Annotated in this window: 17 protein-coding genes and 2 tRNA genes; 11 read left to right on the top strand and 8 right to left on the bottom strand. The window is 49.3% G+C overall.

What is annotated here, in order from left to right:
• The first annotated feature begins 235 nt into the window (after positions 1 to 235).
• From ABGY95_RS04185 to murJ, 6 genes are all read left to right on the top strand, one after another.
• Positions 236 to 1174 (top strand): hypothetical protein, encoded by a 939-nt coding sequence (locus ABGY95_RS04185; RefSeq protein WP_347440449.1) that lies wholly within the window; start codon positions 236 to 238, stop codon positions 1172 to 1174.
• 35 nt (positions 1175 to 1209) lie between these two features.
• Positions 1210 to 2037, top strand: coding sequence for an aminotransferase class IV (locus ABGY95_RS04180; RefSeq protein ID WP_347440448.1), 828 nt, complete (start codon positions 1210 to 1212; stop codon positions 2035 to 2037).
• Positions 2024 to 2938, top strand: coding sequence for a ribonuclease HIII (gene rnhC / locus ABGY95_RS04175; RefSeq protein WP_347440447.1), 915 nt, complete (start codon positions 2024 to 2026; stop codon positions 2936 to 2938). The genes ABGY95_RS04180 and rnhC overlap by 14 nt, the downstream gene beginning before the upstream one ends.
• A gap of 169 nt (positions 2939 to 3107) precedes the next feature.
• Positions 3108 to 3425 (top strand): HU family DNA-binding protein, encoded by a 318-nt coding sequence (locus ABGY95_RS04170; RefSeq protein WP_105042011.1) that lies wholly within the window; start codon positions 3108 to 3110, stop codon positions 3423 to 3425.
• Between the two features lie 121 nt (positions 3426 to 3546).
• Positions 3547 to 4587 carry an L-threonylcarbamoyladenylate synthase gene (locus tag ABGY95_RS04165; RefSeq protein ID WP_347440446.1) on the top strand — a complete coding sequence of 347 codons (1041 nt, stop codon included), beginning with the start codon at positions 3547 to 3549 and terminating at the stop codon, positions 4585 to 4587.
• Positions 4588 to 4621: 34 nt separating this feature from the next.
• Entirely contained in the window at positions 4622 to 6178 is a 1557-nt protein-coding gene (murJ, locus tag ABGY95_RS04160) for a murein biosynthesis integral membrane protein MurJ (protein WP_347440445.1), read from the top strand.
• 393 nt (positions 6179 to 6571) lie between these two features.
• Here the strand turns inward: murJ and ABGY95_RS04155 are convergent, their stop codons facing one another.
• Positions 6572 to 8125: a glucose-6-phosphate isomerase gene (locus tag ABGY95_RS04155; protein WP_347440444.1), complete on the bottom strand. Its 1554-nt coding sequence runs from the start codon at positions 8123 to 8125 to the stop codon at positions 6572 to 6574.
• A gap of 18 nt (positions 8126 to 8143) precedes the next feature.
• Positions 8144 to 8665: an adenine phosphoribosyltransferase gene (locus ABGY95_RS04150; protein ID WP_347440443.1), complete on the bottom strand. Its 522-nt coding sequence runs from the start codon at positions 8663 to 8665 to the stop codon at positions 8144 to 8146.
• Positions 8666 to 9365: 700 nt separating this feature from the next.
• Here ABGY95_RS04150 and ccsA point away from each other — a divergent pair.
• The 4 genes from ccsA to cobA are packed head-to-tail and all read left to right on the top strand — an operon-like array spanning position 9366 to position 13617.
• Positions 9366 to 10142 carry a cytochrome c biogenesis protein CcsA gene (gene ccsA, locus ABGY95_RS04145; protein ID WP_347440442.1) on the top strand — a complete coding sequence of 259 codons (777 nt, stop codon included), beginning with the start codon at positions 9366 to 9368 and terminating at the stop codon, positions 10140 to 10142.
• A 10-nt stretch (positions 10143 to 10152) separates the two neighbouring features.
• Entirely contained in the window at positions 10153 to 11178 is a 1026-nt protein-coding gene (gene hemA / locus ABGY95_RS04140) for a glutamyl-tRNA reductase (protein WP_347440441.1), read from the top strand.
• The gene (gene hemC, locus ABGY95_RS04135) at positions 11162 to 12109 is read left to right on the top strand and encodes a hydroxymethylbilane synthase (protein ID WP_347440440.1); all 948 of its coding nucleotides are present in this window, start codon (positions 11162 to 11164) and stop codon (positions 12107 to 12109) included. Before hemA ends, hemC begins: the two co-directional genes overlap by 17 nt.
• Positions 12106 to 13617, top strand: a complete 1512-nt coding sequence (cobA, locus tag ABGY95_RS04130; RefSeq protein ID WP_347440439.1) for a uroporphyrinogen-III C-methyltransferase — start codon at positions 12106 to 12108, stop codon at positions 13615 to 13617. Before hemC ends, cobA begins: the two co-directional genes overlap by 4 nt.
• Positions 13618 to 13743: 126 nt before the next feature.
• Here the strand turns inward: cobA and ABGY95_RS04125 are convergent, their stop codons facing one another.
• From ABGY95_RS04125 to rpoN, 3 genes are all read right to left on the bottom strand, one after another.
• Positions 13744 to 13899 carry a L,D-transpeptidase family protein gene (locus ABGY95_RS04125; RefSeq protein ID WP_347440438.1) on the bottom strand — a complete coding sequence of 52 codons (156 nt, stop codon included), beginning with the start codon at positions 13897 to 13899 and terminating at the stop codon, positions 13744 to 13746.
• A gap of 514 nt (positions 13900 to 14413) precedes the next feature.
• Positions 14414 to 14486: transfer RNA gene (locus ABGY95_RS04120), tRNA-Lys, on the bottom strand.
• 191 nt (positions 14487 to 14677) lie between these two features.
• On the bottom strand, positions 14678 to 16072 hold the full coding sequence (gene rpoN / locus ABGY95_RS04115) for an RNA polymerase factor sigma-54 (protein WP_347440437.1): 1395 nt from the start codon (positions 16070 to 16072) through the stop codon (positions 14678 to 14680).
• Between the two features lie 233 nt (positions 16073 to 16305).
• On the opposite strand from rpoN, the gene ABGY95_RS04110 reads away from it, so the two are divergent.
• Positions 16306 to 16398 (top strand) — tRNA-Sec (locus tag ABGY95_RS04110).
• Positions 16399 to 16746: 348 nt separating this feature from the next.
• Here ABGY95_RS04110 and moeB read toward each other — a convergent pair.
• The 3 genes from moeB to ABGY95_RS04095 form a co-directional block, all read right to left on the bottom strand.
• Positions 16747 to 17874, bottom strand: a complete 1128-nt coding sequence (gene moeB / locus ABGY95_RS04105; protein WP_347440436.1) for a molybdopterin-synthase adenylyltransferase MoeB — start codon at positions 17872 to 17874, stop codon at positions 16747 to 16749.
• Between the two features lie 127 nt (positions 17875 to 18001).
• Positions 18002 to 19597: a glycine--tRNA ligase gene (locus tag ABGY95_RS04100; protein WP_347440435.1), complete on the bottom strand. Its 1596-nt coding sequence runs from the start codon at positions 19595 to 19597 to the stop codon at positions 18002 to 18004.
• Positions 19598 to 19677: 80 nt separating this feature from the next.
• Positions 19678 to 19959, bottom strand: a 282-nt coding sequence (locus tag ABGY95_RS04095; RefSeq protein ID WP_347440434.1) for a hypothetical protein, incomplete at its 5' end; no start/stop codon positions are given.

Genomic DNA, 19959 nt, shown 5'->3' with positions numbered 1-19959 from the left:
CCCCACAGTACCCTTGTTTATTCCCAAGCCTGGACAAGTGGATGAAATCCAGTAGGTTGGAGTATTTTCGGAATAGTTAGTGCGAATGCGCAGCATACAAAATGGATACTCAATTACCTCTCATACTAGTTGTGTGTACCGGCAAATCTTGCCGTTGGCTCTTACCGCTCGAGGGGAGCCAGTGTAAAGCTTACGACTTCTCACTTCCTCACAACAATGCAATTATAGAAACGCCATGTCCAAATCCTACGAAATAAAATATCTACTAACTTTAGTAAGTGATGACCCATCCAATTGGGTTGTTCGTAAAGAAGCTGCGCTTAAATTGTACGAAGCTGGTGAATTTCTAGATGCGGCTAACATGGTGTGGCAGGCGCCAGAAACTCCTTCAACAGATATGGATGTTGCGTTTGCTGTGAAAATAGTTTCGCGAGCTAGACCCAACAGATCAATCCGTCTGGTATACGAATTGTGGCGTCAAAATGCGGGAAAGGCCGAGCAAAATATTGCGATGGCTAATGTTTTTAATCTCATTGGATTCCCGATGTTGGCTAGCCGTTGCTATGGAGCAGCTATGGCTTTAAATGAAAAATATTTTGATATGGGTTTTGAGTCAGAAGCATTTTTAACGGATGATTCGGAAGTGCTCTCAACGCAATGGTCTCAGTATCGCGATGATGACTTAAAAAAAACTTTTTCAGCTGAGTGTTCGGAACTTAAAGGCCAGCCCATACGCTTTAAGGATCTCAATGAGAAGTTAGATGATGCATCATTTAAAAATGCCTCAGAAGCTGCCGTTCAAGGAAATGCTGAAGAGCTAGACGTAGCATTGCAGAAGTTTAGTACAATCACTGCTGAGCCTAGGAGGTTCGCTTTGCCTACTACTGGCAAGAAACCAGAGGATCCAGAACTACCTATCGAGACTAAAGCTGCTTTACATTCGGAAGAGGTAGTTACGACAATTGAGGCTAGAGAACATAAAGAGGCCGAGCAAACTATGGAGGAAAAAGAGTCTGAAGTTGATGACAAATCTAAAGAACTTAAACCAAAATTACTCATTTCACCGGAACTAAAAAAACGCCCACGGGGTAGGGATGAGGTTATCCCTGCTGCTCCGCCAACAGCGCCTAAGTTTGTGTTCACTCCCCCCCCTGTAGAAGAAGATGAGGGTTGAATTAGTAACATCAGAAGGTTAGATATCGCTTCAGAATGAATAATGGAGAGCTTCGCAGTGATATGGTCTGGATCAATGGAGCGGTCGGCCCATCATCCGAGGCTGTACTTTCGGTCCAGGCACCAGGGGTGGCTTTAGGCTTGGGCTGTTTTGAGACAATGTGTGTTGAAAATGGCAAATTATTTAGATTTTATCAGCACTATAGCCGACTGCATAGTGGTGCAGTGAAGTTGGGGATGACTCCACCATTAGTGGATCATTTGAGTTTGGCAGTTTTGGAGCTAGTTGAAGTAAATGGCTATGCAAAATCCCGCTGTAGGGTGAGAATATCTTGTTATCTGGACGGTGACTCAAACGCCACAGTGATCACGACGTCTAAGATGCCGGTGCGTGCTTCAACTTCGTCTCTAGTATTGTCGCCGTATAGAGTCAATGAGCACTCTCCTCTAGTGGGGGTGAAATCTAGTTCCTATGCGATGAATCTCATAGCTCTGCGTGAAGCTCAACGAGATGGAGCAGACGAAGCACTAATGCTGAATACTTCTGGTGAACTCTGCGAAGGAGCCACATCGAACCTTTTTTTGGTAAAGAATGGTGAAGTTCTCACACCTCCTTTAGAATCTGGGTGTTTGCCTGGGATTGCACGAGAGGCAGTGATAGAGCTATGCGGAGAGTTGGGCGACCCTTGTTTTGAACGCGCTCTAACTCTAGCCGATCTCCATAATTGCGACGGCGCATTTCTAACCAGCTCGCTGAGACGCATTCAGCCCATCACAGCTTTAGATAGGAAACCTGTAAGGACTACGGGTAAAGTTACCGACCTCCAATCCAGCTATCAGGCTCTAGTGCATGGCTCTAAATAGTTACACCGCAGCTCTAAAAAAGGCTGATGTTGAGAAACTCAAACTGCTACTGGCTGAACGCGGCTTTGAATTTCACGAGAAGCAATACGCGCACTACACTGCAAAAAAAGGCAAACTAAACGTCACAGTTTACCAAAAGGGCCCCAAAGTTTTAGTTCAGGGAAAAGAGACCGAAGACTTTGTCCAGTTTATTCTCGAGCCTGAAATATTAGGTGAAGCGCGCCTCGGGAACGAAGAGGTTCTTATGCCGGAAATGTTTGAACCGCACTTTGGTGTCGATGAGAGCGGTAAGGGAGATTTCTTTGGCCCTCTTGTTATAGCGGGAGTCTACGTGGATAAAACGAGTGCCCGAAGCTTGATTGATCAAGGGGTGACGGATTCTAAAAGAATCTCGAGCGATGTTAAGATTGGCAAGCTAGCGAAACTAATTCGCTCCACACCAGGAATTTCCTGGGAAGTGATTTCCTTGCGACCAGAGAAATACAATGAGCTCTATGCTAAGTTTGGTAACCTCAATAGGATGTTAGCATGGGGGCATGCTCGCGTGATTTCTAGTCTAGTCGAAAAGGTGCCGACTTGCCCGAGAGCGCTGAGTGACCAATTTGCTCGGGAGGAGGTCCTGCAAATGGCTTTAAAACAGCAGGGGGAAGCTGCCGCTCATATTGAACTTCAGCAGAGAACCAAAGGTGAGAACGATGTCGCTGTTGCTGCCGCCTCAATTTTGGCGCGAGAAACTTTTGTTGACTGGATATCCCGTGCCAGTGAAAAGGGGGGGGTGACCATGCCGCTGGGGGCGAGTTCATCGGTGATTGAATCTGCTAGAGAGATAGTAACCAAGTACGGCGATTCGATATTGACTAAAATTGCGAAAACGCATTTTAAGACAACTCAGCAAATTTAGTGTGTTGGCCCAAAAATTGGGGAGATTCGGCTGATTTTGGTATGAACTTGGACGAGATTCTAAAAAAATGACGATTCGTTGCATTTTTTACGCGACAAAAGCGTCAAGATATGGTCTCCATTCGCCCGCAGCAATTTGCTGTGAACTTTCATATTACACACATCTAAAAATGGTTACAATTACTAAGCGCGATCTAGTTATTAAGCTAAGCAACGAAACTGGCCTCACTCAGCAAGAGGTTTTTGCCGTTGTTCAGGGCACACTCGACTCCATCACAGAAGAGCTAGCAAAAGGCAATTCAGTGGTGATGCGCAACTTTGGAGCCTTCCAGGTTCGTGAAGTAAAAGGTAAGATCGGACGCAATCCTAAGGATCCATCCAAGGATGTGCCAATCCCACCACGCGCAGTGGTTAAGTTCAAGCCTGGCAAAGAGATGAAAGAGAAGGTTGCTCGCATCCTTCCTACTCTTCAGGAAGAAAGCGTCTAGTCCTCGCGGTTACCCCCCTAGACCTAATATTTTAAAAGTGCAGTTCCTCTCACGGAGCTGTGCTTTTTTTGTGTGGTAAATTAGTGTGTTCAAAGTGGGTAACTTGCGCTAGGTCAGAGGGGTGAACAAAATCGAGACAGAAATTCTTTATGCAGACCCAGAGGGTTTTGATGATGCCGTGGCAATAGCCGTGACCAAGTTGAAAGCTGGTGAGGTGGTGGCTCTGCCTACTGAAACGGTCTATGGTCTCGCGGCCAATGCATTAGACGAATCCGCTGTGGCTCAAGTGTTTGAAGCTAAAGGTCGTCCAACGACTGACCCTTTGATTGTCCATATTGGTCGCAATGAACAGATCCATGATGTGTGCGAGCTCTCAGCCGAGCTTGACACGGTAGTTCAAAAATTAATTTCCGAGTTCTGGCCAGGTCCGCTTACTTTGGTTTTACCGAAAAAAGCAATTATCCCAGAGCTCGTCACTAGCGGTCAAGGTACAGTAGCTGTGCGCATGAGTGAGCATCCAGTGATGCGCGCTGTTTGTTGTGAAATGAATACGCCGATTGCAGCGCCGAGTGCCAATCGATTTGGTTGTATTTCTCCTACGTCAGCGACTGCGGTTGAGAAAGAACTAGGCGGTCGAATTGGACTTATCCTCGATGGTGGCGCATGTAATGCGGGCATCGAAAGTACAATCATTCGTGTGGGAGTTGGCGAAAAGCGCCCAGAGCTTCACCTCCTACGCTCAGGTCCAATAGTCAAAGAAGAACTCCAAAAAATGGGTAAAGTCATTCGCCCTAAAAAGGTGCGCAACGTAAAGGAAGCTCCAGGCCAGCTGGAGAGCCACTACGCTCCAGCGACACCAATGTACGTTTTTGAAAAGCCTGAAGACTTTGTTCCAGATCCTGAACTCAGTTATGGCTTGCTCTCGTATCGAGGCTCGGAGAAGGAAGGCTATATCAACCTCCACGACTGGGATCAAGTTGAAGAGCTATCACCAGGAAAAGGTAAGCTCCCCGAGGCTGCAGTCCGACTCTTCTTCGCCCTTCGCCAGTTAGATGAAAGTGGTGTCGATGTGATCATCGCTGAGCCGGTCGCTGAAACAGGTGTTGGAGTTGCGATCAATGACCGTCTCCGCCGCGCAAGCGCAAAGACTCGACAGCAATAGTCGAGAGTTTCACCCAACACCCCCGTAAGGCGCGATGTTAAAATCCCTCATGACAGTCAGCGGCTTCACCTTGTTGAGTCGTATCACGGGATTTGCCCGAGACATGCTCACGGCTTATTACATCGGTGGTGGGCCGACTGCTGATGCTTGGTTTGCCGCGTTTCGTTTCCCCAATCTTTTTCGTAGGGTATTTGGTGAAGGAGCCTTCAATTCGGCCTTTGTTCCTCTCTACAGTGGAAAATTGGCAGGAGAAGGGGAAGGGGTTGCCTTTTCTTTTGCGAGTAGGGTGTTCGTTGTTTTGAGTGTCCTCCTATCTGTCCTGTGTGTGATCAGCTACATATTTATGGGGCCGATCACAGAGGTTATGAATTTAGGCTATGCGGATGAAAAACTCGCTTTGACTACTGAGCTATCCCGAATTACCGTCAGTTACTTGTTTTTTATCTGCATGGTTGCTGCGCTGAGCGGAGTCTTGAATAGCCATAAAAAATTTGCAGCACCGGCATTTTCATACGTTTCCCTGAACCTTGTGTTCTTGGCGTGCCTGTTAGGAGTGGTTCCATTTATAGATGAGCTGAACGAAAGACTTACGATTTTAGCGTATTGTTTGCCGTTAGCAGGGGCTGTTCAGTTGGGAATTGTAATCTTTTCGGCTTGGAGAACAGGAGTTCGGTTCAAGGTTCAGTTGCCTAGAATTGATGCTGACATAGTGAAGTTGAGTTTGCTTATGGGGCCAGGCTTAGTGAGTGCTGGGATTCAGCAGCTTAATCTACTAATTGGCGCAGGGGTTGCCTCATTCCAGAGCGGTGGGCAAGCTGCCATTTATTATGCGGATCGTATAAATCAACTACCATTGGGGCTCATCGGCATAGCCTTCGGTGTGGTTTTACTGCCAGAGATTACCAAGAGACTGCGCAAGAAAGAAGTAGTTGAAGCTCAGCAAAGTCTTCAAACTGGAATGACTATGGCGATGTTGATCGCCCTCCCAGCAATGGTTGGTATGGCGGTGATTGGTGAACAACTTATTTATGGAATCTTCAAAGGCGGTGCATTTACTGCAGCTGAAGCAGGAGTAGCTGGATATACTTTGATGGCATTTGCCATAGGTTCGCCAGCCTACGTGATGGGCAAGGTTCTTCAGCCAGCTTATTTCGCTCGAGAAGATACGAAGACTCCAATGAAATTCACTTTAATCTCAGCACTAGTGAACTCAATACTATGCGGAGTGGCATTTTTTGTCATAGGCAGTGAGGGGCCACTGAGCTTTGGCTGCGCCTTAGCTACTTCTGTTGCTGGATGGGTGAATGTGTACTTGTTACTGAGGGGCCTCAAAAAAGCTGGATTCCTCACTTTAAATTCTGAATTCTGGAAGCGTCTAGGCAAGATGCTGGTCGCTAGTATTGCCATGGGTGGTATCGTTTGGCTTGGTGCCTATTTCCTCGACGAGCAACTCCATAGTGATAATCGCTTACTACGCATTCCAGTTTTAGCTGCCGTAGGAGGTGTAGGTGTTCTCGTCTACTTTCTCCTTGCCCATATCACCAAGGCCATGACCTTCGGTGAACTCAAAGCCGGATTCAGAAAGTCGTAGACTAGCTAGCCTCTGGACTGCAGGTGGCTTGACTCTGCTCTGCGGCAGAGTCGTCTTGACGACTGCGGCATGGCTTAATTGACCAAACCACGGGGAATGTTTATCCCATGAATAACAGACCAGGAAGTTTCTCCGAAACGTCCGGCAAGGTTGACTGACCTGAAGCCAAGACGCCTCCCTCTATAAAAAATCACCGCCCCCCCCGTTCATGGCACGTCCTTTTTCGTTTGCCATAGATTCTTTCGTAAAGGGGGCAAACAAAGACATTCATAGGTCAACCTATTCGGACACCTCGGAGAGAGCTGTCCCAGCCTAAATAGAATAAAAAAAACACCCACGGGATTTCTCCTCGTGGGTGTTTGTAAATGCTTTCTATGCGAATGCTCGCTAGTTTTAGATTTCGAACGTGTCTTCAGCAGGAGTGGCTCCCTCGCTCTGAGTCGCTTCGTTGTTAGCCGCGAGGTGGATCAGTGCGTGATAGACATCTTCTGGGCTATTGTCTGTCGCTTCAGCGATGTCGTCAGCAGTTTTCTGCCATCCGGTGAGGGCTCCACGGACTTGATTGAGAATTTCGAGGAAGTTCGTTGCCGCAGCTTTACCAGCTTCCACACCTGGTTGGTGGTAGGCGTTAATGTTAACTAGCGATGCGTAGAAGGAAACTGCGCGCTCGTAGAGTGCGATCAGTAGTCCGAGAGTGAATGGTGTCACCTCTTTGATGGAAATAGTGATCGAATTGCGGCCCGACTCGTAAAGAGCTGAGCGTGTGCCGCGAAGGAAACCTTGCAGGTAGTCAGCTGAGGTTGTGCCTGGATCGACTTCGATGCTCTCACCATTGCGGCCCTTGCGGACTTCCACAAATGTGGCGAAGAAGTTCTTAACGCCGTCACGGAGCTGCTGGACGTAGGCGTGTTGGTCAGTAGAGCCTTTGTTGCCGTAGACTGCGATACCTTGGTTAACCACATTGCCATCGAGGTCATGTTCTTTACCGAGTGACTCCATAACGAGTTGCTGGAGGTACTTAGAGAAGAGGGAGAGTGAATCCTTATAAGGCAGAATAACCATGTCCTTTTCGCCTTTGCCGTTACCGGCGTGGTACCAAGCGAGCGCGAGCTGCATGGCCGCGTTGTCTGAGACGTTAGTGCTACGGGTACGGGCGTCCATGTGGTTTGCGCCAGCTAGGAACCCATCAATATCAATTCCTTGCAGAGCTGCTGGAACGAGACCGACAGTGGACATGATAGAGGTGCGTCCGCCAACCCAGTCTTCCATAGGGAAGATGGTCAGCCAGTTGTTGCTAGTTGCGTAGTTGAAGAGTTTGGAGCCTTCACCAGTGATCGCTACTGAGTGCTTAGAAAATTCGATTTTGTTTGTTTCGAAATACTCCTGAGCCTCGAGCATACCATTGCGAGTCTCCGCAGTGCCGCCAGATTTTGAAACAACTAAGACTAGGGTCTTATTGAGGCCTGAGCCAATTTGCTTTAGAGTGGTGTCGATGCCTGCTGGGTCTGTGTTGTCAAAGAAATAAGTAGTGAGCTTTGAGTCAGAGCCCAGTGCGTGGTATACAAACTGGGGGCCAAGTGCTGACCCACCGATGCCGATGACTAGGAGATTCTCAAAACGTCCACCACTTGGAGGTGTGATTTTCCCGTGAAGAACTTTGTCGGAGAATTCCTTTAGTGCTGCGATAGGCTCAGTGATCTGCGCTTTGATTATGTCGTTGGGAGCTAGGTCAGCATCACGTAGCCAATAGTGGCCAACCATACGTTCTTCGTCAGGATTGGCGATAGCTCCAGATTCTACAGCGATCATGTCTTTAAAAGCGCGGTCGATCTTTGGTTGCATTTCTGCGTAGAAGCCCTTTTTGATATCCATCAAGGAGAGATCGAGAGTGAGTCCTAGGTCGGAATAGCGAGTGAGATTTTTGTTGTATGTTTGCCAGTTAGACATGGTGGTTTGTTCTATGGGTTAAGAGTAATGAAGAATGGATTGAATATTTTCACAATCGATGGCATCTCGGCCGTTGAGGAAATCGAGTTCGATCAGGAAGGTCACGCAGACCACTTCCGCTCCGAGTTGTTGCAAAAGTTTTACCGCTGCAGACGCTGTGCCTCCAGTCGCAAGTAAGTCATCAATCAATAGAACTCTATCGCCAGGTTTTACTGCATCCTCGTGGATCTCGATTTCGTTTGCACCATACTCTAGTGAGTAGGCTATCGATTTGGTATTCCACGGCAATTTACCTTTCTTTCTTACTGGGACAAAGCCAGCGGCATATTTGAGTGCTACCGATGGGGCGAAAATGAAGCCCCGCGCATCAATGCCGACCACTTTGTCGATCTCCAAGCCTTCCGCTGTAGCAGCGATTCTGTCTATACTGCACTGGAGTAGTTCTGGGTCAGCTAGGACTGGGGTGATGTCTTTGAATATAATCCCATCTTCGGGGAAGTTAGGGACGTCACGTATGGCGACTCGCAGCTTGTCTGGCATGACTTGATCAAATAGATACTGAGAAGAATTGCACGAATATTTTCTTAGAAGTTAGTGGCGGCGGTTGCGGGCTACACAGAGCTATACCTAGCTGTAGCAGTACTGTACGAATAAAAAATAGAATGGCAATCGCTAGTTGGTGTGCATTACAAGCAACTTCGGCTAACCGTTTCGTCAGATCTAACATCCCCCTAATTTATTGACTTAATGCACAATTAGCTCTGAAGTTTGCTAACCCCACCAAAGGCGGTGACCCGTTCTCACCAATAAGAGTTATAAGTGGAAGGTGTATAAGGATTTACTGCTTAGTTGTTTACTGGTCAAGTGAGCTGCGGTTCTTAGATCCACGTTCCGTATTCTGTGATAGGATGGCTACACAAATTAGCACACAATCTGGTGACGTTAGCTTCGTAGCTGATGGGCTAGTCAGTGGGATTATCGTTCCGCATGCAGAGTCATCATTGTTGCGGTGAATAACTCAAAGGTTGGTTGTGGAGTTGGAGAAACCGATAGCCTAGAGATGTAAAGTGCACCTGTCCCTGTACCTAGCTCAGCAGCCCTTCGCTGCATTAGAGTTCTCGCTCTCATTCGCAGCCGCAAGTAATCAAATCAATTTTTAATGGAGCCTCTGGCTAGTTAATGGCAAAGGAAGGGGTAAGTTCTACTTGAACGAATGGCCAGCTTATAGCATGTCTGCGGGGTGACCCATACTATCATCTACCTTCTCATCGCAGCCCTCCTATCGGGGATGGCTGGTTATTCGGGGATGCGCGCGTTGCAGCACGGGCATCGCAGCCGTTGGACTGTAGCGTGGATGCTTTTTTCGTTTATCGCCCAATGCGCAGCTCTCGGTATTCGCGGCGAGTTACGAGGCCAGTGCCCACTAAGTGATCTCGGAGAGATTTTGGTTTTTCTGGCGTGGTCGATGACTATTTTTTATCTCTTGATTGGCTCGACCTACCGATTGTCCCTACTAGGGGTTTTCTCTGCACCGGTGGTGAGCGTAATGCTCTGGGTTTCCGTTCTGCCAGGGGTGATGGATCCGAAGCCAGAGAAGGCAATTACAGTGGAGCCGTGGTATGAGATGCATGCAGCGTTGTCTGTGCTTTCCTATGGAGCCTTGGGCCTAGCCGCCATTGCGGGTGTCATGTTTATGGTGCTCAATAAGATGTTAAAGGCGCGTGAGGTGAAATCAGGCTTGTTTCTTAAATTTCCGCCGGTCTCGTCGATCACGGCATCGATGGTCCGCCTTACAGGAGTTGGCACTTTGGTGCTTTCTGGTGGTGTCTTTTGTGGTCTGTTGATGCCACATGAGGCGGGCGGAAGTATGGCACATTTCTGGGCGGCGGTGGCCGTTTGGGTTGCTTACACCACTTTATTGACAATCTGGCAAGTGAGGGGAATGACCCCTTCGCGTATGGCGTTGAGTGTGGTGACGCTCTTCCTTGTGTCACTCGTAGTATTTGCAGTTCTCTAATCACGGATCAATGGATTTACTTTGTTTAGGGTTAAACCACCAAACCGCACCCGTTGATGTGCGCGAACGCTTTGCCGTGTCCGACGACCAACTAGGGCTCGCCAGCAAAGAACTCACTGAGAAGTCGGGAGTCGAAGAGGTGGTGGTACTTTCTACCTGCAACCGCATGGAGGTTTATGCGCTCACTAGCAACGTCGTTGAGGCTGAGCAGAGTGTCAAAGAGTACCTCGCCGGAGATAGCCCGTTCGACACGAAGGATGAGAGGCATTTTTATAAAAAAGTGGAAACTGATGCCGCGCGTCATCTCTGCCGAGTAGTGAGTGGGCTAGACTCCATGGTTCTAGGTGAGACGGAAATTTTTGGTCAGGTGAAACAAGCCTACACTCAGGCGCTTGAATCCTCTGCCACGGGTGGAATTCTCAATAAACTTTTCCAAAAGTCGTTTAGCGTGGGCAAGAAAGTGCGCACGCAAACGAGCATCCAGGGGGGACAAACCTCCGTTGGCAGTGTTGCTGTGGATCTGGCTGAGAAGATTTTTGGCCACCTCAAATACAGTGAGGTCCTCGTGATCGGTGCGGGTGAAATGAGCTACATCACTGCGCAGCGGATGATGGAGCGTGGCGCTAAAAAAATCTATGTCGTCAATCGATCGATCGAGAATGCTCAGAAACTCGCGGCAGAAATGGGTGGTGAGGCAGTATCGTTCGACAACTGGGAGCGCGTGCTAGCCAAGGTCGATGTAGTCGTCTCCTCGACTGGTGCCACCGAACCCGTCGTTCGCCCTGAGCATGTCGAGAAGGTCCGAGCCAAGCGCAAGTACCGACCACTATTCATGATCGATATCGCGATGCCGCGAGACATCGACCCAGCGGTAAGGAATATCGAAGAAATTTATGTCTATGATTTAGACACCCTACAGCTTCAAGCCGATGAGAATCGTGCGAAGCGCCACGAGCAGGTGAAGGCCTGCGAGCAAATCATTGAGGACGAAGTCCTAAAACTATCCACATTTAAGAGAAATGAGCACACCCAATAAACTTGTCGTCGGAACCCGAGGGAGCGCACTAGCATTGGTGCAGGCCACAATGACAGAAGGCCTTCTACGCGAAGCATTTCCCGAGGCTGAAATCGTCCGCAAAGTGATCACGACAACTGGCGATAGACGAACAGATGTGTCCCTAGCTGATGTGGCAAAGATCGAAGGCGTTTTTGATAAGGGCGTGTTCATCAAGGAACTGGAGCTGGCGCTTGAAAGTGGCGAGATCGATATCGCTGTGCACAGTCTCAAAGATGTGCCGACAGTTCTCGAAGATCAATTTGAAATCATCTCTGTGCTAGAGCGCGCAGCCGTGGCTGATGTGCTTGTGACCAAGCAGCCTGGTGGAATCGATGCATTACCGCAGGGAGCAAAGGTGGCGAGCAGCTCATGCCGCCGCCAAAAAATGCTTCGCTGGATCCGCCCAGACATCGAGATGGTAGACATTCGCGGAAATGTGCCGACCCGTTTGCGTAAGCTTGCTGAGAGCCAAGATATCGACGGCATCCTGCTCGCCGAAGCTGGACTCGTACGTCTCGGCTACAATGCAACAGGTGAAATGACTACAGAGGCTGGTTCAGTCTATGGGGATGCTGTTGATGCCGAGAGATTCCTTCCGGCTGCGGGCCAAGGTGCAGTTGGAATCGAGGTGCGTAAAGGCGATGAAGTGAGCGCTGCGTTTGTCCGTGCAATCAACCATGAACCAACCATGACCCGGATCACCGCCGAGCGCGAATTCCTTCGCTTGCTCGATGGTGGTTGCCACACCCCAGTTGGGGTGACTTCACATATTTTTGGTGACTCTTTATTGATGGAGGGGATAGTCTTTCCTGAAGGTGAATCTATCGGCGATCCAATGACTGCTGAAGTTTCAGGATGTCTCACTGAGCCGTTGAAAGTAGCTCAGACTTTGTTTAAATCACTCTCATGAAATCAGGCATTTGCTACTTAGTCGGCGCAGGACCAGGAGACATCGGGCTTGTCACACTTAAAGCTAAAGAATGTGTGGTGAATGCTGATGTCCTCGTGTATGATGCCTTGATACCAGATGAATTTTTACGCTGGGCTAAGCCAGACTGTGAATTGATCTACGTCGGTAAGCGGGCATCCAATCATGCTTTAGCTCAGACGGATACCAACGACTTGCTCGTAAAAAAGGCGCTCGAAGGTAAGGTAGTTGTTAGACTGAAGGGGGGGGACCCAACTATGTTTGGACGTGGTGGCGAAGAAGCTGGCCGTCTAGCAGATGCTGGTGTGCGTTTTGAGATAGTTCCTGGGATTTCCTCGGCTATAGCAGGACCTGCTTATGCAGGTATTCCAGTGACCCATCGCGACTATTGCTCCCAGCTTACTGTATTCACTGGCCACGAAGACCCGACAAAAGGGGAGAGTCGGCTCGATTATGCTCAGCTCGCCAAGACTGGTGGAACGACGGTTTTCCTTATGGGGGTAAGTCGGCTTCGTCTGATTTGTAATGAACTCCTCACACACGGCGCTGCTTCAGATATGCCAATCGCCCTCGTGCGCTGGGCGACCACAGGAAAACAAAAAACCATAGAAGGCTCGCTGAGCACTATTGCTGAGATTGCCGAATCCCAAAATTTTAAAGCGCCCGCCGTGGCAATTATAGGTAAAGTTGTGAAAGAAAGAGAAAAATTGAATTGGTTTGAAGGTCGTCCGCTTCATGGAAAAAAAGTGGTCGTCACTCGTACGCGTTCACAAGCAAGTGAGTTGAGCAAACAGCTCACAGGGCTTGGTGCAGAAGTGTTAGAAATTCCAACGATCAAGATCGAGCACCCAGACGACAAGCAGGAGTTTGTCGAAGGAGTCGGCCAAGTTCACACCTACGATTGGTTAGTTTTCAGTAGCCCTAACGGAGTAGAGCGCTTTTTTGAAGCCTTCTTTAGTGTCTATGATGATGCGCGTAGCATCGGTGGAGTGCGCATCGCCGCTGTCGGACCGGGTACAGCTAAAAAGATCAACGAGTACCGACTTGCTGTGGATCTCATTCCTGACACGTATATCGCTGAAGGATTAGTCAAAAGCTTCTCGGAGAAAGAAAATATTGAGAACCAAACGATTTTATGGGTACGTGGTGCTGAGGCGCGCGATACTATCCACGAGGGGCTTTCTGGGCTGGGAGCTATCGTAGACGACTGTATCGCTTACAAGACCGTTCCTGAGTTCGATGACCCGAATGGAGCTAAAGAGCGATTTGAAAAAGAAGGCGCTGATGTGATTACGTTTGTAAGTTCTTCGGCTGCGAAGCATTTCTTCGCGCTTAACATGCCTTTCCCAGAGGGCTGTGAGGTTGCTTCTATAGGGCCTGTGACTAGTGCCACTCTAGAGGTGATTGGCAAGCCAGCCACTAAGCAGGCAAAAGAGCATAACATCGACGGACTCGTCGAAGCGGTGGTTGCTCTCTGTTCCGAGGGCTAGAAAGAGTTATATTGCAAAAGGCAGAGGGAATTCTCTGCCTTTTTTTGGTTAGATAGGTAAGAACTGTCGCGTTCTTTCTTAAATAGGGGAAGGCATTTATTGTCAGAAGAGTTTATGAGCTAACACTCAATACTTGATCTTCACCCGTGTCCCAATGTCTACCATATTGAAAAGTGTTGGAACAAACTCTTTCGGCATGCGGATGCAGCCGTGTGAAGCTGGCTCTTTACGCTGCGGAATATATCCGACGTGCATCTCAATTTCATAGTTAGTCAGGCGCATTCAGTAGGGCGCATGTATTGCTCTCCAGTTCTCACGGAATGCCCAGGGGATGCATCGCTATTAACGACTTGGCCAAGCTCATTCTCTATTCAACCATAGCGATTCGAATACTTATCCACGACTTTCTCGGAGATGTAGTGGGTGCCCGCTAGTGTCTCACGGCCTTCGACTCCTGCAGCGACAAAAGGCCCGACCAATGTCTCGCTCGCCCCTCAAAACTTTGATGTTTTGAGGGGCGAGCGAGATGGCGAGAGAAATTGCCTCAGGTCCTTGGTCGATGACATGGCTGGCCTTCGATGGAACCTTCGGAGTGCTGAGCTCACATGAAACAAGTGCCACAGAGATAACAGAACCGGCTAGAATCAAAGGTTTCGGTAAACGTGAATGGATGAAATTATCGGCACATATGTTAGCCTCATACTGTTTGTTGTTTTGATCAATATGGAGGTTCCAAAAGGGCACAAAAAAGCCCCAAGGTTTTGAAACTCCTGAGGCTAAATTAGTAGGGAAAAAGTACGCAGACTGGGATTCGAACCCAGGACCAATTGGTTAAAAGCCAACTGCTCTACCAACTGAGCTATCTGCGCGTTATTGGTGTTTTGTGCCCCTTGCGGTGCGGGCAGAGACGTAGGACGATTTGAGCTTTAGCGCAAGAAGTTTCTGCTACTTTTTTGAGGAAATCTACTGCCATTGTCGCTCGACGTTTGCTGAAATATGGGGCTAATAGTCTTAATTGATTGAAAATTAGAACATCACGTGAATAATTCGACACATCTTCTTAGAACTTTTTGCGTAGGTGACTGGGCAAAATATTTAGCAGATCTCGGTATTTGGCAATAGTCCTGCGGGCTACCTTGATGCCCTTTTCCTGAAGATTCTTTTCAATTGCTGAATCTGAGAGGGGTTTTTGCGGGTTTTCATCGGAAATCATCTGTTGGATAGTCTCGCGAATTCCGGTGTTTGATACTTCTTGGCCGCTTTCGGTCGTGTAACCCGTAGTAAAAAACGTGCGAAGCTCGATCAATCCGTGTGGGGTTTGCACGTATTTACCAGCCACGGCACGTGAAATGGTAGCTGGGTGGACCTCGATGCTTTCTGCAATTTCATTCATCGTCATAGGCTTGAGGGCCTGTGGGCCTTGTTCGAAAAATTCGGGTTGCCTATGCACTAACTGAAGAGCCAACTTGTACAAAGTTTCCTGACGCTGTGAAATCGAGCGTATCAAGATCTTACCATCGCGTATTTGGTCACGTAGGTACGAGCGCGCCTTGTTGTCATCGGTGCTAGCCATCAAGTCCTTGTAGGCATTGCTGATTGCGATGTCTGGCATGTTGTCATTTGTGAGCTGCACGTCCCATTCTCCAACTACATTTTTAAAAATGATAATGTCAGCGGTGATGTGTGGGTTCGATGTTGGATCGAAATCAGCACCAGGGTCTGGAGTGAGGGTTGCTATATTTTCCGCAGCGAGGTTAACCGACTCAGTAGTCACTCCCAGCTTTCGCGCTATTTCAGGAATCTTCTTGCGTGCGAGATTGTCGAGCTGCTCGGTAACGATACGGTATTCCAGTGAACCTAACATATCGCGGCGCGCTAGTTGGATCTGTAGGGATTCAGTTAGATCGATTGCGGCAACTCCAGCGGGGTCAAAATTCTGAAGAGCTGCTTGAGCACGTTCAGCATCACGTAGGGTGAAATTGTTAGAAATTGAGATATCCTCCAGACTGCTATCAAAAAAACCACGGTCATTGATGTAGCCAATAAGAATAGTAGCCACCTGTTTCGAGTCTTCGGAGAGTGTCGCCAGAGCGAGTTGGCTGAGTAAGTGTTGCTGGAGTGTCTCTGGCGCTACGATGGAGTTGTAGAGGTGGTCTCGCTTGGCTTCATCGTCGATACCCACATTATTGCTGCGCTGCTCAGTGATCTGGAGCTCACGGAAGTCATCATCAAGGTCGGAGAGTGTCTCCATATCATGCTCGGCATCGGGACTCGCGGTTTCCTCTAGTTGTTCCTCGTTGCGGTCGATTTCCAGTACTGGGTTGGTGAGAAGTGCTTGCTGCAGGATCTGCCCAAGCTCTAGCGAGTTAGCCTGAAGCACCTCTAGACTCTGTCGCATCTGAGGCGATAAGACTTGAGATTGACTCAAGTTCTGATTGAGATTGATACCTGCCATTCGATTGAAAAATTCTAACTCAAGGAGTGTGGCTACCTTGTTGATGCGACTCTAAGCTGGTTCTTAATATAGGTATAGCAGATTTTGTGCCATGCGTTTCCTCGTTAGTAGGGGGAGTATTCTAACTACTAGAGTTTCATTGCTTGATACGCTCTAAAGTGGCTTAAAATAAATTATTCAAATCGCAGTGTTGCGCACTACCGCCAATGTGCTACTTTCCCGCATCAAGCAATGGAGGGTGCTGTGTACCTGGTTGGTCACCGCGGTCTTCAAAACCGTTGTAGGGCTGTTATGGTTCTGGGTTGGTTCGATTCCTTCCCCCTCAGCCCTTGCTTGATTTGTTAGTTTTCAGAGGTAATTGCTCATGGGCGATAGCTTGGTCGGTTTTTGAGCATAAGGCTGAATGTGTAAATATAACTTATCAATCAGTCGTTGGAATAAATGCTGACTGAACCTCTCGTTCGGGCTTCATCTTGAAGTTCTTGGGGCCGAAGTGGGTGAGTGATGGGAAACGTTTGCATAGAGCATTTTTTTGGGGTTCGTTAGTAGCTGACTTCGGCTCCAAGAACTCCAAAGCTGAATAAATTTTGTCAGACCTCTAGGCACTGCATAACAAGAGCTCACAATCTGGAGGGACTATGAGCTCTTACTTTTTTAAGAAATGAATCTTTAGTTTACGCTGGAGGTAGGCTTGGGTCGATGAGGTCGCGCCAAGCGTCGATACCGCCTTTGATATTTACAGTGTTAGTGATGCCTTGAGCAGCTAGGAACGCGCACACTTTGGCACTGCGTCCACCAGCCTTGCAGTGGACGTAGATCGTTTTGTCAGTCGGAATTTCCGTGTGGCGCGCTTCAATTTCTTGCAGTGGCACACGGAGGGTACCGTCTAGCGCTGCAGCTGCTACTTCCTGAGGAGTACGGACGTCGACTAGTACACCATCGAGGCCTGCGTCGAGTTTTTCTTTGAGTTCAAGTACGGTTATTTCTTTCATAGTTGAGGTGTTAGGAACGCCGCAGAACCCGTCGTAGTCGATGAGGTCGGTGACTGTTGGGTTTTCGCCGCAGAGTGGGCATTCAGGGTCCTTGCGTAAGGTGAACGAGCGGAACTCGGTATTGAGCGCATCGTAGTGGACGAGCTTTCCGAGTGGTGGCTTTCCAATCTTCAGAAGTAGCTTGATAGCCTCCATCGCCTGCATCGATCCAATGATTCCAGGGAGTACGCCGAGCACTCCAGCTTCAGCACAGCTAGGAACCGTGCCGGGGTCGGGCGGGGTCGGGAGCATGCAGCGGTAGCAGGGGCCTCCGAGATAAGGCGCGAAGACGGAGATCTGTCCTTCGAATCGGAAGATAGAACCGTAGACGTTAGGTTTTCCTAGCAGGAAGGAAACGTCGTTACTGAGGTAGCGGGTGGGAAAATTGTCTGTGCCGTCTATGATAACATCGTAGTTCGTAGCAATCAGCTTGGCATTGGCAGCTGTGAAACGTGCCTCGTGGCACTCGACTTCGATGTGTGGGTTGATGTCAAGCAAGCGCGACTTGGCGCTCTCAAGTTTTGGCTTACCAATCCATGATTCACCGTGGATGATCTGTCGTTGGAGGTTAGATGACTCCACGTGGTCGGCGTCGACGAGGCCGATGCGGCCGACACCAGCTGCCGCGAGGTACATGGCGACAGGAGAACCAAGTCCGCCGGTACCGATGCACAGGACGGAGCTTTGCTTGAGCTTGTCTTGTCCATCTTCGCCAACTTCAGGCAGTGTGAAGTGGCGGGCGTAGCGTTGCTTCTCGGCTGGTGTGAGCATGTTACTATTTTTAAGTAGCAACTAGCAGCTGGCAAGAAGCAAGTGTCTGAGCTAGCTGCAAAAAAAAGCGCAGGGCTGGAGCCCTGCGCTTTAAAGTTCATTATGTGTGCGGGAGAGTGGTGAGTCTCTAGCGGATACGCTGGAGGAGCCATGGGAGGAGGTCGCTGATGGCGATGCGCTCTTGTTCCATGGAATCACGGTGGCGGACAGTCACAGTGTTAGTGAGGTCTTCACCGTTAGGACCTTCTTCACCGAGAGTTTCGAAGTCGATAGCGATACAGAACGGTGTGCCGACTTCGTCCTGGCGACGGTAGCGGCGGCCGATAGCGGCAGCTTCGTCGTAGAAGACATTCATGAACGGCTGGAGAAGGTGTTGGACTTCTTTTGCCTTGGCCACGAGCTCTGGCTTATTTTTGAGGAGTGGCAGTATAGCGGCCTTGATAGGAGCCATGCATGGCTTGAAGCGCATGACGGTGCGTTCGTCTTTCTTGCCACCTTCTTTGGTGAGATCCTCTACTTCATAAGCTTCACAGAGCACTGCGAGGACGCTGCGGTCACAACCAGCGGATGGCTCAACAACGTGTGGGATGAAGCGCTCCTTGGTTTCTTCGTCGTAGTATTCGATGTTTTTACCTGAGTGTTCTTGGTGTTTTGTTAAATCGTAGGCGCCACGGTAGGCGACACCCTCGAGCTCTTGGATACCGAATGGGAATTCGTACTCGATGTCGTAGGTTTTAGCGGAGTAGTGTGCACGCTCGTTATCTGGAACGTCGAGTATGTGGAGTTTCTCGCGCGGGACACCAATTTCTTCGTAGAAGCATAGGCGCTTTTCGAGCCACTCTTCAGTGAGTCGGAGGCCGTCTTCAGGGCGGCAGAGGTATTCGATTTCCATCTGCTCGAACTCGCGGGAACGGAAGGTGAAGTTACGTGGGTTGATCTCGTTGCGGAATGCTTTACCAATCTGGGCGATGCCGAATGGGATTTTCACGCGTGAGGAGTCGAGCACGTTCTTGTACTGAACGAAAATAGTCTGAGCAGTCTCAGGGCGAAGGTAGGCGACCGCATTTGGATCGTTGTCGTCAGAGGATGCACCCATCTTAGTCTGGAACATGAGGTTGAACTCACGTGCTTCAGTGAGCAGTGAACCATTCTCTGGGTTGTACTGCGTGGTGTCAGTCTCTTCGGTGGTGGATTCACCAGCGAGTGTGAGCTTCTTAGGGGCGATCTGCTTGTCGTTAAGGAACTGTGCGTAGTACTGCTTGGCAGTCTTGCGGGCGTTGTTCTCGTTCTGGTTCGCGGTGGGGTCGATGAGTACGGAGAATGGGCGTTCTACAGACCAACCGGATTCTTCGTGGCTCGCACCAGTGAAGTGGTAGGCTGTGCCAGTCTGGGGGTCGATCTGGTCAGCGCGGAGACGGGCCTTTGAAAGGAGGCAGTCGCACATAGGGTCGGAGAATCCACCGACGTGGCCGGATGCAGTGAGTACTGCTTGGTGGGTGAGGATGGAGCCGTCCATGCCGAGAATGTCGTCACGCTCCTGGACGTTTTTGCGCCACCAGTAGTCTTTGAGGTTACGCTTGAGCTCGACGCCGAGTGGGCCGTAGTCCCAGCAACCGTTGAGTCCGCCGTACAGTTCTGCGGATTGGTAAATGAAGCCTTTGCTCTTACAGAGGGAGACAATTTTCTCCATCTTCTGTGGGTCGGTGTTTTCTCTTTCAGCCATGATAAAAAGTGTTTAGTGGGTGCGGATCAAAGCAGCGCAGCAGGGCTTCGGCAAGAGTGAACTTTGACTGTGCTAGACTCTTAGCTACAATCGCAGCTGCAGTTGTCGCAACAGCCACCGCTACAGCAGTCCCAAGAGTTACTTTGATTTTTCTTTTTGGGCTTAGAGCGTTTCGTGGTGGTGGACTGAAACAGGTCACTGTGGTAGGCCGTGGTGCGTGATGCTATGTCGCCAATGACCTGCTGGTGGCGCAGAAGTGGGAGTTCTGAAATCGCTTTAGTAAAGCGCTGAGATGCATCTTTAGCGAGTGTGAAGAACTCAGATTTTTGGCAATAGCGCAGTGGGTTGTAGTGGCATTTTTT

The organism is Rubritalea sp. (assembly GCF_039830215.1).
GTDB lineage: Bacteria > Verrucomicrobiota > Verrucomicrobiia > Verrucomicrobiales > Akkermansiaceae > Rubritalea.
Note: the sequence above shows the minus strand (reverse complement) of the source record. Positions and strands in the feature narration are given on the sequence as shown.

Coding starts and splice junctions, on each gene's coding strand:
- ABGY95_RS04185 (WP_347440449.1), top strand. CDS start 236: ATGTCCAAATCCTACGAAATAAAATATCTACTAACTTTAGTAAGTGAT.
- ABGY95_RS04180 (WP_347440448.1), top strand. CDS start 1,210: ATGAATAATGGAGAGCTTCGCAGTGATATGGTCTGGATCAATGGAGCG.
- rnhC (WP_347440447.1), top strand. CDS start 2,024: ATGGCTCTAAATAGTTACACCGCAGCTCTAAAAAAGGCTGATGTTGAG.
- ABGY95_RS04170 (WP_105042011.1), top strand. CDS start 3,108: ATGGTTACAATTACTAAGCGCGATCTAGTTATTAAGCTAAGCAACGAA.
- murJ (WP_347440445.1), top strand. CDS start 4,622: ATGTTAAAATCCCTCATGACAGTCAGCGGCTTCACCTTGTTGAGTCGT.
- ABGY95_RS04155 (WP_347440444.1), bottom strand. CDS start 8,125: ATGTCTAACTGGCAAACATACAACAAAAATCTCACTCGCTATTCCGAC.
- ABGY95_RS04150 (WP_347440443.1), bottom strand. CDS start 8,665: ATGCCAGACAAGCTGCGAGTCGCCATACGTGACGTCCCTAACTTCCCC.
- hemA (WP_347440441.1), top strand. CDS start 10,153: ATGGATTTACTTTGTTTAGGGTTAAACCACCAAACCGCACCCGTTGAT.
- hemC (WP_347440440.1), top strand. CDS start 11,162: ATGAGCACACCCAATAAACTTGTCGTCGGAACCCGAGGGAGCGCACTA.
- cobA (WP_347440439.1), top strand. CDS start 12,106: ATGAAATCAGGCATTTGCTACTTAGTCGGCGCAGGACCAGGAGACATC.
- ABGY95_RS04125 (WP_347440438.1), bottom strand. CDS start 13,899: ATGCGCCTGACTAACTATGAAATTGAGATGCACGTCGGATATATTCCG.
- rpoN (WP_347440437.1), bottom strand. CDS start 16,072: ATGGCAGGTATCAATCTCAATCAGAACTTGAGTCAATCTCAAGTCTTA.
- moeB (WP_347440436.1), bottom strand. CDS start 17,874: ATGCTCACACCAGCCGAGAAGCAACGCTACGCCCGCCACTTCACACTG.
- ABGY95_RS04100 (WP_347440435.1), bottom strand. CDS start 19,597: ATGGCTGAAAGAGAAAACACCGACCCACAGAAGATGGAGAAAATTGTC.